13 protein-coding genes are annotated in these 12,116 nt (G+C 33.3%); 10 read left to right on the top strand and 3 right to left on the bottom strand.

The annotated features are described in order from the left end of the window. The first annotated feature begins 135 nt into the window (after positions 1-135). Positions 136-1,023: a carbon-nitrogen hydrolase gene (locus tag OA85_RS14960; RefSeq protein WP_039110633.1), complete on the top strand. Its 888-nt coding sequence runs from the start codon at positions 136-138 to the stop codon at positions 1,021-1,023. Between the two features lie 2 nt (positions 1,024-1,025). Further along, entirely contained in the window at positions 1,026-2,069 is a 1,044-nt protein-coding gene (locus tag OA85_RS14955) for an agmatine/peptidylarginine deiminase (RefSeq protein ID WP_039110631.1), read from the top strand. A gap of 84 nt (positions 2,070-2,153) precedes the next feature. Here the strand turns inward: OA85_RS14955 and OA85_RS14950 are convergent, their stop codons facing one another. Further along, the gene (locus OA85_RS14950) at positions 2,154-4,406 is read right to left on the bottom strand and encodes a M1 family metallopeptidase (RefSeq protein WP_039110629.1); all 2,253 of its coding nucleotides are present in this window, start codon (positions 4,404-4,406) and stop codon (positions 2,154-2,156) included. A 245-nt stretch (positions 4,407-4,651) separates the two neighbouring features. Here OA85_RS14950 and OA85_RS14945 point away from each other — a divergent pair, with 245 nt between their 5' ends. From OA85_RS14945 to OA85_RS14935, 3 genes are all read left to right on the top strand, one after another. Beyond that, complete coding sequence (locus OA85_RS14945) at positions 4,652-5,503, top strand: aldose 1-epimerase family protein (RefSeq protein WP_039110628.1); 852 nt, start codon at positions 4,652-4,654, stop codon at positions 5,501-5,503. 20 nt (positions 5,504-5,523) lie between these two features. Continuing rightward, positions 5,524-6,075, top strand: coding sequence for a GNAT family N-acetyltransferase (locus OA85_RS14940; protein ID WP_039110627.1), 552 nt, complete (start codon positions 5,524-5,526; stop codon positions 6,073-6,075). 121 nt (positions 6,076-6,196) lie between these two features. Continuing rightward, entirely contained in the window at positions 6,197-6,748 is a 552-nt protein-coding gene (locus tag OA85_RS14935; RefSeq protein WP_039110626.1) for a DUF3575 domain-containing protein, read from the top strand. A 3-nt stretch (positions 6,749-6,751) separates the two neighbouring features. Here the strand turns inward: OA85_RS14935 and OA85_RS14930 are convergent, their stop codons facing one another. Beyond that, positions 6,752-6,982 (bottom strand): VF530 family DNA-binding protein, encoded by a 231-nt coding sequence (locus OA85_RS14930; RefSeq protein ID WP_039110625.1) that lies wholly within the window; start codon positions 6,980-6,982, stop codon positions 6,752-6,754. A gap of 69 nt (positions 6,983-7,051) precedes the next feature. On the opposite strand from OA85_RS14930, the gene smpB reads away from it, so the two are divergent. Together smpB and OA85_RS14920 are read left to right on the top strand one after the other, a co-directional pair. Next, positions 7,052-7,504 (top strand): SsrA-binding protein SmpB, encoded by a 453-nt coding sequence (gene smpB, locus OA85_RS14925; protein ID WP_035671685.1) that lies wholly within the window; start codon positions 7,052-7,054, stop codon positions 7,502-7,504. Positions 7,505-7,588: 84 nt separating this feature from the next. Beyond that, entirely contained in the window at positions 7,589-8,638 is a 1,050-nt protein-coding gene (locus tag OA85_RS14920) for a Fic family protein (RefSeq protein WP_039110624.1), read from the top strand. A 49-nt stretch (positions 8,639-8,687) separates the two neighbouring features. Here OA85_RS14920 and OA85_RS14915 read toward each other — a convergent pair whose 3' ends face one another. Next, entirely contained in the window at positions 8,688-9,329 is a 642-nt protein-coding gene (locus tag OA85_RS14915) for a protein-L-isoaspartate(D-aspartate) O-methyltransferase (protein ID WP_039110623.1), read from the bottom strand. Positions 9,330-9,473: 144 nt separating this feature from the next. On the opposite strand from OA85_RS14915, the gene OA85_RS14910 reads away from it, so the two are divergent. From OA85_RS14910 to OA85_RS14900, 3 genes are all read left to right on the top strand, one after another. After that, entirely contained in the window at positions 9,474-10,439 is a 966-nt protein-coding gene (locus OA85_RS14910; RefSeq protein WP_039110622.1) for a Gfo/Idh/MocA family protein, read from the top strand. 86 nt (positions 10,440-10,525) lie between these two features. Next, complete coding sequence (locus OA85_RS14905; RefSeq protein WP_039110621.1) at positions 10,526-11,413, top strand: 3-hydroxyacyl-CoA dehydrogenase family protein; 888 nt, start codon at positions 10,526-10,528, stop codon at positions 11,411-11,413. A 1-nt stretch (position 11,414) separates the two neighbouring features. After that, positions 11,415-12,068 (top strand): YggS family pyridoxal phosphate-dependent enzyme, encoded by a 654-nt coding sequence (locus OA85_RS14900; protein WP_039110620.1) that lies wholly within the window; start codon positions 11,415-11,417, stop codon positions 12,066-12,068. Positions 12,069-12,116: the final 48 nt, after the last annotated feature.

Genomic DNA, 12,116 nt, shown 5'->3' with positions numbered 1-12,116 from the left:
AAGTCTCTCAACTTCATTGTAATTCCTAAAAATCCAATTCGATATATTCACAGACTATTTAAAACCTAAAAAACACATTACCCCTTTTTCTACTCTTTATAAAATTCACTATTTTTGCATTCTAAAATTTTAGTCATGCCAAACAAGAAATACAAAATAGCAGTCATTCAATTGAATCTTAATGATATTGCCGAAAACAACTTAAAAAAATGTATCAGTTGGGTTCGTGATGCCGCCAACCTTGGTGCCGAAGTGATTTCGTTACCGGAATTATACAGCAGTCATTATTTTTGTCAAAGTGAAGATGTTGATAATTTTGCTTTAGCAGAACCATTATACAGCACTTCGTTTATTGCTTTTAGCGCTTTGGCAAAAGAATTAGGCGTGGTAATTATTGTTCCTTTCTTCGAAAAAAGAATGGCTGGAATCTACCATAACAGCGCTTACATCATTGACACAGATGGTTCAGAAGCAGGATTGTATCGCAAAATGCACATTCCTGATGATCCTCATTTTTATGAAAAATTCTATTTCACGCCTGGAGATTTGGGTTTTAAAACTATTCCTACCAAAAAAGGAAAAGTGGGAACATTAATTTGTTGGGATCAATGGTATCCTGAAGCAGCTCGTTTGACTGCTTTACAAGGTGCCGAAGTGTTGTTTTATCCAACAGCAATTGGTTGGCATCCACAAGAAAAAGAGCAATACGGTGAAAACCAACATGGCGCTTGGATGAGTGTCATGAAAGGTCACGCAGTTGCAAATGGTGTATACGTTGCCGCAGCAAATAGAATTGGTTTAGAGCAATACTTGCCTGATACGGCGGGAATTCAGTTTTGGGGATCTTCGTTTATAGCGGGACCACAAGGCGAAATTTTGGCGCAAGCCTCACACGACAAAGAAGAAATCCTGATTGCCGAAGTAGATTTAGATTTACAAGAAAATGTACGTCAAAATTGGCCATTTTTCAGAGACAGAAGAATAGACGCTTTTGGTGATATTACAAAAAGAGCAATCGACTAATTATGACTACTACAAATAATAGAAGATTTCCTGCTGAGTGGGAAAAGCAACAAGGTATTTTACTTTGTTTTCCACATAATGGTAAAGATTGGCCAGGAAAATACGAAGCGGTTCAATGGGCTTTTGTCGAATTCATTAAAAAAATAGCCACTTTCGAGTCCGTATTTTTAGTGATTGCTGATGAAAACCAGAAAGAAAAAGTCAATACTATGCTGGAAACAGCTCATGTTGATCTTGCAAATGTTTCGTACATCATACATAAAACCAATAGAAGTTGGATGCGTGATTCGGGTCCAATAATCGTTAAAAACGGAACCGAAAGAGAAGCCTTAAACTTTAATTTTAATGGTTGGGCGAAGTATAAAAACATTCAATTAGACAAATTTGTTCCTGCTAAAGTGGGCGAATTTTTGAATATTCCTGTTACTCAAGTACTATACAAAGGAAAACCGGTAATTGTTGAAGGTGGTGCTATTGACAGCAACGGAAGAGGAACTTTGCTGACTTCGGAAGAATGCTTGATGCATCCTGATATTCAGGTTCGGAATCCAAATTTCACTAAAGCAGATTACGAAGCGGTTTTCAAGGAATATCTTGGAATTACGAATGTGATTTGGTTAGGTGACGGAATTGAAGGTGACGATACCCATGGTCATATTGATGATTTATGCCGATTTGTAAACGAAGATACGATTGTGACTATTGTAGAAACAGATCCAACAGATAATAATTACAAACCGTTACAAGACAATTTAAAACGATTGCAAAATGCTAAATTAGAAAATGGTAAATCACCTGTAATTGTTGCTTTACCAATGCCGAAATGCTTGGAGTTTGATGGCTTGCGCTTGCCTGCCAGTTATGCTAATTTCCTTATTTTGAACAATTGCGTTTTAGTTCCTACTTTTAACGACAATAATGACAGGAAAGCTTTAAACATCCTTTCAGAATGTTTTCCGGATAGAGAAATCATCGGAATTAGTGCTACTGATTTCATTTGGGGTTTTGGAACTTTACATTGTTTGAGTCAACAAATTCCAGAATAAAAATTAAAATAGTTACTTTTAAATGTAAAGCAAAAAAAAACGCCAACTGTGAAGTTGGCGTTTTTAGTAAATAGTATTCTAAAATTATTTATCTCTTGTAAATAAGAAACTCTGACCGTTATATCCCAATGTAAATTCACTTTTATTTTCATTAAATTGAACGGTAAGTCCAGCTTGATCAAAAACAAATTTATCCTTTCCGGCAGGAACAAGATTCAAATTAGGCTGACCTTCTGATTTCCCTACTAAAACACCGTTATCTTCAGAAAAAACAAGTTTTATAGGGATTTGTTTACTTGAAAACGATCCTATGTAAGCATCTAAGATTACATCTTTCTCTAATTCTCCTTTACCTGAAGTCCAAGTATCATTATCCGTATTGACGTCAGGAAAAACATGGCCTGGGTCAAGTGTTATTGTATCAATTTCTTCAGTTGTATTTGATTTGAAAGACCAACTTTTGTTACGTTCCCAAATCTCTACAGGAAGATTAACTCTAGTCACTTTACCAGATTTAGACTTAATATCCAAAATTACAGGAAAAGGCATTTTCTCTAAATTATCTACAGTAATAATAGCTCCTTTTGCAGGATCATTTTTTATATACTTAACTTTAGAAACTGCTTGATCAAAACGCCAGTTATTAATAATCCAACCTCTCCAAAACCAGTTTAAATCCTCACCGGCAACATTTTCAATAGTACGGAAAAAGTCATCTGGAGTTGGGTGTTTGAAAGCCCAACGTTCAGTATACGTTCTAAAAGCATAATCAAAACGTTCTTTTCCAAGAATTTGTTCACGCAACATGATTAATCCAGCACTTGGTTTAAAATAAGCCAAAACACCTAGATTTGCTTCTTTTAATGCATCTGGTGCAGAGAAAACAGGTTCAATTTCAGCATTTGTCATTCTGTTTGCTGAACGATGCATGTCTGTAGCCGGTTGCTTGTATTCTCCATTATTAAAATCTACTGAACTCAATGAGTTAATGAATGTATTAAACCCTTCATCCATCCAAGCAAATAATCTTTCGTTTGAACCTACAATCATAGGAAACCAACCGTGACCAAATTCGTGATCAGTAACTCCCCATAAATCATCTCCTTTAGATTCCCATCCACAAAAAACAATTCCAGGATATTCCATTCCTCCTTCATTACCAGCAACATTTGTGGCGGCAGGATAAGGAAATTCAAACCAACGTTTTGAATAATTTTCAATAGATGTTTTAGTGTATTCAGTAGCACGACTCCATGCACCTTGACCATCACTTTCAACTGGATAAGCTGAAACTGCAATAGATTTTTTTCCGCTTGGTAAATTAATTTTGGCAGCATCAATAATAAAAGCAGCTGATGATGCAAAAGCAACATCTCTAGAATTTTTTATTTTAAATTTCCATGTCAAAGTTGCTTTTCCTGCTGGACGAGAACTTGGATTTGTAACTTCGGCGGCAGTACGAATCATAACCGTTTTATCACTTGCAGCAGCTTGAGCCCAACGTTTTTGTTGTTCAACTGTATAAACCTCTGATGGATTTTGCAAATCACCTGAACAAACTACAACATGATTAGCAGGTGCTGTAATTGATATATCAAAATCTCCATACTCTAAATAAAACTCTCCGGCACCTATATAAGGTAAAGTATTCCAACCTTTTACATCATCATACACACACATTCTAGGATACCATTGTGCAATAGTGAAAATTTTACCGTTTTTAGTATCTAAAACACCTGTTCTGTCTGAACCGTATTTTGGTGAGATATAAGAGAAGTCAATTTTTACTTTAATTGAAGTACCGTTACCATTTAATTCTTGTGGCAAAATAATTTGCATACGCGTATCTACAACTGTGAATTTTGCTTCTTTTTCAATAGCTTTTCCTCCAACTGTTGCGATAACTTTAACTGATTTGATTTTGTGACCTCCGTCAAAAATTTCTCCGTCTGCTCCGTTGCGACTTCCGCTTACTGGAATAACGGCATTTCCACGGGAATCATTTTTAAATAAATTTTGGTCAACATTCATCCAAAGAAAAGCCAATTTATCTGGACTATTATTGGTATACGTTAGTGTTTCAGTTCCAATGATTTCACTGGTTTTATCATTTAAATTTGCCGTTAATTGATAATCAGCTCTGTTTTGCCAGTATTTTGAACCGGGTTGACCACTTGCAGAACGCGTTTCTGTTCCATTTTTTGTATAAAATCCTGGTGCAAAGGCATCATGATAATCATACTTTGACACATTTGCTTTTGTATCTTGTGCCTGAAGCGAAGAAACTCCACAAATGAAAGCTAAACACAATGTAGCTTTAATGAAATTGTTTTTCATAATTTGATTGATTTTTTACTTTTTATCTGTTTGATTAACAATAAGTATAAAAGCGAATACTTTTGTTACATTAAAAAAAAATTATTGAATAAATATTATAACAAATAAATGAAAAATAACTCACATTGTAACAAAAAAATAATTTATTGAAAAGGGTAACATTAACATAGTATAGATTTTAACTAATTTATAGTTTTAATTAAATTTTAAATATATTTACAATCTAAATTTAAACAGAAACTGCTTTGAAAACAGTCATTAAAAATACATTTTTAACCGCTACAATAAATAACTTTGGTGCCGAATTATGTTCACTAAAAAACAACTTTAATAAAGAATACATATGGGAGGGGAATCCAGAATTTTGGGGCAAGCATTCTCCTATTTTGTTTCCGATTGTGGGTACATTGAAAAATAATTCTTTTGATTACGATAATAAAAAGTATCATTTATCTCGTCATGGTTTCGCAAGAGAAATGGAATTTGAATTAATTGAAAAAAAGGAAAACAGCGCCACTTTTTCGATACAATCTTCTGAAGAAACCCTAAAAGTATATCCATTCGAATTTGAATTACAAATCATTTATACTTTAGAAAAAAATAATTTAAGTATCGCGTACAAAGTTATAAATAAGGGAAATTCACAAATACCATTTTCTATAGGGGCACATCCTGCATTAGCTTTACCAGGAAATTTTGAAAATTATTCCATTCAATTTGAAAAAGAAGAACCTTTACAATATTATCTTCTTGAAAATGATTTGATTTCAAATGAAACAAAAAAATTGGAACCCCAAGAAGGCCAGATTCCTTTGACTTATCAATTATTCGAAAATGATGCCTTGATTTTCAAAACACTAGAATCCAAATCAATAACTATTTTAGAAAACAAAAAACCATTCTTAAAAGTGAATTTTGAGGATTTTCCAAGTTTAGGAATTTGGACAAAAATGAATGCGCCATTTCTTTGTATAGAACCATGGTTTGGCTATTCGGATACAGGCGAAAATTCGGGGAATATATTTGAAAAAGAAGGCATTCAAATTCTGAATGAAAATGAAACTTTCAATTCTGAATTTAACATCGAAATCCTTTAATTTGTAAAAAGCAACAAAATATGTTAACTATAAATTTTGATCCATTTCCACTTTTAGAAACGGAGCGTCTCTTATTAAGACGTATTGATACTAATGATATAAATGAAATTTTAGCTTTACGTTCTAATCCGGAAACGATGAAATATATTCCAAGACCATTATTAAAAACAAATGAAGATGCCTTGGAGCATATTGCAATGATTGATGCTAAAATCGAGAATAACGAAGGGATAAATTGGGGAATTACTTTGAAAAATGCCCCAAAAATAATTGGAATTATTGGACATTATAGAATAAAAACTGAGAATTTTCGTGCTGAAATTGGTTATATGCTACTTCCAGAATTTAATGGAAAAGGAATTATGCCTGAAGCTGTAAAAGAAGTTGTCGATTATGGTTTTAATGTAATGAAACTGCATTCGATTGAAGCTATAATTGATCCTGAAAATTTTGGTTCTGAAAAAGTTTTACAAAAAAACGGTTTTGTAAAAGAGGCGCATTTGAAAGAAAATGAATTTTATGATGGACGCTTTTTAGATACTGTTATTTATTCTCTTTTGAATAAAATATAATTTAAAAATTTCAATAAAAACATCTGTATAAAACCCCGAATTACTAGCGCCTTTGAAAGAATAATCTTTATATTTGCCTCCAAAGTAAATGCTCTTTATAAAGCATTCCGAAAATTTCAACATGAAAAAATTATTAGTAATTGCAATTCTTTTATTTTCAATTCACTCACAAAGCCAAACGTATGTAAAGGTAAATGCATTGACAGCTTTGGTTGCAGTACCTAACATAGGAATTGAAACTAGTATTGGAAAAAAATCTACTTTTCAATTTGATATTTTAGTCTCTCCGTGGAAGTCTATAAATGGATTACCTTATGAATTTCTAACCATTACACCAGAATACCGTTATTTTTTTAAAGAAAAATATAATGGTTTTTATGCAGGTGCACATATAGGAGGATCATTGTATAAAGTTTCTAAAGGGATTCATGCAAAGTTAAATCAATATGAAAATGGTTTCGGTTATATGCTAGGAGCTACAATAGGATATCAGAAAAAAATCAATAACAAGTTTATGTTAGATTTTTTCCTTGGAGGGGGTTCCCATCAAGGTTTTTACAAAGGATATTATGTTGGTACTAACGAACGTTACGACAAGGCAAAAGATTATAACAAAAGTGGGGAATGGTTGCCTTATCGAGGTGGAGTCATGATTTCCTATAAACTAAATTAAGACCTAGTTAGAAAATCTAGGCAATGATTTAATATATAAGTCTTCTACCTGTTTTCTAGCCCAATCCGTTTTTCGTAAAAAAGTCAGACTAGATTTTACACTTGGATTTTCCGTAAAGCACTTCACTTTTATGAGCGTACCCAAAGTATCGAATCCATAATATTCAACAAGTTGTTCCACAATTTTTTGAAGTGTTATTCCGTGTAAAGGGTCTTTTGATTTCGAATTTTCCATTTTGCAAATTTAAGTATTTATATAAAAACAATTGGTGTTTCGTAGATTTGTTTCTACCTTTGTATTCCTATGCTGAAAACAATAAATATCTACAATAAAAGAGCCAAATTCGACTATGAAATAATCGAGACATTTACTGCTGGAATTGTTTTGGCTGGAACTGAAATCAAATCTATTCGATTAGGAAAGGCTAATATTACGGAGAGTTTTTGTGAATTTAGTAACAATGAACTTTTTGCAATCAATACTTATATAGAAGAATATACTTTTGGAAATCAATTCAACCACAAAGCCAGAAGCGAACGTAAATTACTTTTGAATAAAAGAGAATTGAAAGGATTAATCAAAAGCGTTCAAGCCAAAGGACTGACGATTATTCCTTTGAAATTATTCACTAATGAAAAAGGAATGGCTAAACTACAAATTGGTCTTTGTAAAGGAAAGAAAACCTATGACAAACGCGAATCTCTAAAAGAACAAGATACTAAACGCGACCTTGACAGAATAAAAAAATCATTTTAAATTAAATTTTAAGTCTAAAATTATTTTTTTATTAAAACAAAAATGACTAAATTTGTCAAGACAATTTAAAACATTTTTATAAAAATGAAAACACTACTCAAAAATGCCAGAGAACTAAAAGGGCTCAAGACAAGAGAAGTGGCTCAACTTTTAGGAATTGATCAAGCCTTAATCAGTAAATTTGAAAGTGGTACCAGAAAACCTACTAGAGATCAAGTTTTAAAACTTGCTGCTTTACTTGAAATAGGTTTAGAAACAATAATGGTAGCTTGGCTTAAAGAAAAAATTCTTTATGAAATAGGTCAAGATGAATTTGCATTAAAAGCATTACAGGTTGCAGAGGAAGAAATAAAATACCAAAATAAAGCTGCCAAGAAAAAGCTATCTACCACATTACAAAAAATTCTAGTCGAAATAGATTCCTTAAAAACAAAATTAGATTCTTTTAGAGCTTTTGACAGTTATCGTATTGCTCAGGCATTGGAATTAGAATATACTTTTGAAAGTAACCGTATCGAAGGAAACACGATGACGCTTAGGGAAACTGATTTGGTTATCAATGAAGGTTTGACAATTTCAGGTAAAAGTATGCGAGAACATCTTGAAGTCATTAATCATCAGGAAGCGATTGCTTATATCAAAGATTTGATGCAAAAAAACACTTCCATAAATGAACGAGAAGTACTTTCTATTCACAATCTTATTTTAAGGGGAATCCATCGGGAAGACGCAGGTCGCTATAGAAAAGTCCAAGTAATGATACAGGGAAGCAGTCATATGCCTCCGCAACCTTTTCTGGTTGCCAAAGAAATGGAAGATTTTTTCATTTGGTTTGAAACCAATAAAAATAGTCTTCATCCTATCGTTTTAGCTGCTGAAATACACGAACGCTTAGTCACAATCCATCCATTTATCGATGGAAACGGCAGGACGTCACGCTTGGTGATGAACTTGATTTTGTTGCAACATGGCTATATCATCGCCAATATAAAAGGGGATTATGAAAGTAGAATGCAATATTACCAAGCGCTGGAAACGGCTCAAACTAAAAACAATAAAGAAGATTTTTTGTTATTTATAGCTCAAATGGAAAAAGAAAGCTTAGAACGTTATCTAAGTATTATTGGTCAATAAAAAACATTTTCAGTTTCCTTCCCTTTGGGAAGGACTGGGGATGGGATTTTTAATTTCTATCTTCCAATAAAGGAACGAAACGAAATTCCCCAAACTCATGTTTTTCGAATTGCGTTTCATTTTTTCTGATTAGTAAAGTCATAATTTGGACATCTTCTCCTAACGGAATAACCAACCTTCCTCCTATTTTTAACTGCGCCATCAAAGGCTGGGGAATAAATGGAGCTCCCGCAGTTACAATAATACTATCAAAAGGTGCGTAACTTGGTAACCCTTTGTATCCATCTCCAAAAGAAAGATGTTTGGGACGAATACCTAATTTTGGAAATAAAATAGAAGTCTGTTTAAACAATTCGTTTTGTCTTTCTACACTAAACACTTTTGCTCCCATGGTACACAAAACAGCGGTTTGATACCCAGAACCTGTTCCAATTTCTAAAATTTTATGCTCTTTTTTAACTTCTAACAATTGGGATTGAAAAGCTACTGTATACGGTTGAGAAATGGTTTGACCAGCACCAATAGGAAATGCTTTGTCTTGATAAGCATAATCTTCAAAACTGGAATTTAAAAACAAGTGTCTTGGGATTTTTTTTATCGCAGCCAGAACACTTTTATCAGTAATCCCTTTTTGTTCCAAAGTGCTTACTAACTGATTCCGAAGTCCTTGATGTTTGGCTGTGTCTTTCAAAGTTTACTATTTTATTTTGGCAAAAATAGAAAAGAATTTTTAATATCAAATATTGAAAATTGAATTTAAAATACATTAAATAATTGTTCATTATCAATAAAAAATTAATCAATTAATTGCTATTTTTGTACAAATTACATAATTATGCTGAAAATTGGAGTATTAGGTGCCGGTCATCTAGGAAAAATACATTTGCGTTTATTACAACAATCAGAAAAATATGAATTGGTTGGTTTTTATGATGAAAATCTTGAAAATGGAGCCAAAATCGCTGCTGAATTTGGCTACAAACAATTTGACACAATAGCCAAATTAATTCATGCTGTTGACGTTATAGACATCGTCACTCCTACTCTTTCTCACTACAAATGTGCTAAAGTCTCTATCAAATCAGGAAAACACGTTTTTATTGAAAAGCCCATTTCTACAACTGTTGAAGAAGCAGAAGAAATAATCGCTTTAGCCAAAGAATACAATATCAAAGGACAAGTAGGACATGTCGAGCGTTTCAATCCAGCGTTTATCGCTACCAAAAACATGATTGAAAATCCTATGTTTATTGAAACACACCGTTTGGCGGAATTCAATCCTCGTGGTACGGATGTTCCTGTAGTGCTGGATTTGATGATTCATGATATTGATGCTATTTTGAGCGTTGTAAAATCCAAAGTAAAAAACATTAATGCCAGTGGCGTTTCCGTTATAAGTGAAACTCCGGATATTGCCAATGCCCGAATCGAATTCGAAAATGGTTGTGTTGCGAATTTAACCGCAAGCAGAATTTCGATGAAGAACATGCGTAAATCTCGTTTTTTCCAGAAAGATGCCTATATCTCAGTTGATTTTCTCGAAAAGAAATGCGAAGTGGTCAAAATGAAAGATGCTCCAGAAGTTCCAGGTGATTTTGACATCATTTTACAAAATGCTGAAGGTGTAAAAAAGCAAATCTACTTCTCCAATCCTGATGTGGAACAAAACAACGCTATCCTTGATGAATTAGAATCATTTGCTGATGCCATCAATAATAATATCACTCCCGTTGTAACATTAGAACAAGCAACAGAAGCTTTAAGAGTAGCATACCAAATTATCAATTGTTTTAAAAAATAAATTAAAAAATACGTTAAAAGTTTAAGGTTTAAAGGATTTAATAGCACTTTAAACTTTAAACTTTTTTGACTTTAAACAAAATACCAATGAAAACAATAGCTGTAATCGGAGCAGGAACAATGGGAAACGGAATTGCCCATACTTTTGCCCAAAGTGGTTTTACCGTAAAATTAATTGATGTTTCCGAAAAGTCTTTGGATAAAGGAATGGCAACTATTGCTGCCAATTTAGACCGAATGTTAACCAAAGGAACCATCACTCAAGAAGATGTAGCCAAAACAATTACCAATATAATCACGTATACTGATATCAAAGATGGTGTTGTAGGCGTTGATTTAGTGATTGAAGCAGCTACGGAAAATGTTGAATTGAAACTAAATATTTTCAAGCAATTAAACGAAGCTTGTTCTCATAATACGATTTTAGCAACCAATACTTCTTCGATTTCCATTACACAAATTGGAGCTGTTGTAGCACATCCGGAGCGCGTTATTGGAATGCACTTTATGAATCCGGTGCCAATTATGAAATTAGTGGAAATCATTCGTGGTTACAATACGAGCGACGAAGTGACTAAAATCATTATGGATTTATCTGAGAAATTAGGTAAAACACCTGTTGAAGTAAATGATTATCCAGGTTTTGTTGCCAATAGAATTTTGATGCCCATGATTAATGAAGCCATCGAAACGTTATACAACAAAGTGGCGGGTGTTTATGAGATTGATACGGTTATGAAATTAGGAATGGGTCACCCGATGGGACCGTTACAACTAGCTGATTTTATTGGTCTTGATGTGTGTTTGGCCATTTTAAACGTAATGTACGACGGATTCAAAAATCCAAAATATGCTCCTTGCCCTTTATTAGTAAACATGGTTCGTGCAGGAAAAATGGGAGTAAAAACCGGAGAAGGTTTTTATGATTATTCTGAAAGCAAAAAAGCAGAGAAGATTGCTAAACAATTTATTTAATATGTCAATCGCACAAAACCTTCTCAAAATAAAATCCACATTACCTGAACAGGTAACCCTTGTTGCGGTTTCAAAAACCAAACCAGTTGCTGATTTGATGGAAGCCTATGAAGCCGGTCAACGAATTTTCGGAGAAAACAAAATCCAGGAAATGGCCGAGAAATGGGAACAAATGCCCAAAGATATTAAGTGGCATATGATTGGACATGTTCAGACCAATAAAGTCAAATTTATGGCACAATTTGTGAGCTTGATTCATGGAGTGGATAGTTTGAAATTAGTACAGGAAATCAACAAACAAGCACAAAAAAACAATAGAGTTATCGATTGTCTATTGCAAATTCATATTGCCGAAGAGGAGACTAAATTTGGTCTCGACGAAGAAGAACTCGCTTCTCTCCTATCTTCAAGTGAATTTCAGCAAATGAAAAACATTCGAATTGTAGGATTAATGGGAATGGCAACTTTTACTGATAATAAAGAGCAAATCAAAAAAGAATTCCTTCATTTGAAATCAATTTTTGATGCGATTCGTACAGAAACGATGAATCGCGTCTCTACATTATCAATGGGAATGTCCGGTGATTATCAACTCGCAATTGAATGCGGAAGTACGATGGTTCGAATAGGAAGTAGTATCTTTGGAGGAAGATAATTTGATTTTTGATTGAGGATTAACTATTTTTAATTTCAGATTTGAAAA

This window comes from Flavobacterium sp. AED, from assembly GCF_000812945.1.
Taxonomy (GTDB): Bacteria; Bacteroidota; Bacteroidia; order Flavobacteriales; family Flavobacteriaceae; genus Flavobacterium.
This window is presented reverse-complemented; position numbering and strand designations above follow the sequence as displayed.

What these genes read in the sequence shown, in the direction of transcription:
- OA85_RS14960 (WP_039110633.1), top strand. Translation starts at nt 136, where the DNA reads ATGCCAAACAAGAAATACAAAATAGCAGTCATTCAATTGAATCTTAAT.
- OA85_RS14955 (WP_039110631.1), top strand. Translation starts at nt 1,026, where the DNA reads ATGACTACTACAAATAATAGAAGATTTCCTGCTGAGTGGGAAAAGCAA.
- OA85_RS14950 (WP_039110629.1), bottom strand. Translation starts at nt 4,406, where the DNA reads ATGAAAAACAATTTCATTAAAGCTACATTGTGTTTAGCTTTCATTTGT.
- OA85_RS14940 (WP_039110627.1), top strand. Translation starts at nt 5,524, where the DNA reads ATGTTAACTATAAATTTTGATCCATTTCCACTTTTAGAAACGGAGCGT.
- OA85_RS14935 (WP_039110626.1), top strand. Translation starts at nt 6,197, where the DNA reads ATGAAAAAATTATTAGTAATTGCAATTCTTTTATTTTCAATTCACTCA.
- OA85_RS14930 (WP_039110625.1), bottom strand. Translation starts at nt 6,982, where the DNA reads ATGGAAAATTCGAAATCAAAAGACCCTTTACACGGAATAACACTTCAA.
- smpB (WP_035671685.1), top strand. Translation starts at nt 7,052, where the DNA reads ATGCTGAAAACAATAAATATCTACAATAAAAGAGCCAAATTCGACTAT.
- OA85_RS14920 (WP_039110624.1), top strand. Translation starts at nt 7,589, where the DNA reads ATGAAAACACTACTCAAAAATGCCAGAGAACTAAAAGGGCTCAAGACA.
- OA85_RS14910 (WP_039110622.1), top strand. Translation starts at nt 9,474, where the DNA reads ATGCTGAAAATTGGAGTATTAGGTGCCGGTCATCTAGGAAAAATACAT.
- OA85_RS14905 (WP_039110621.1), top strand. Translation starts at nt 10,526, where the DNA reads ATGAAAACAATAGCTGTAATCGGAGCAGGAACAATGGGAAACGGAATT.
- OA85_RS14900 (WP_039110620.1), top strand. Translation starts at nt 11,415, where the DNA reads ATGTCAATCGCACAAAACCTTCTCAAAATAAAATCCACATTACCTGAA.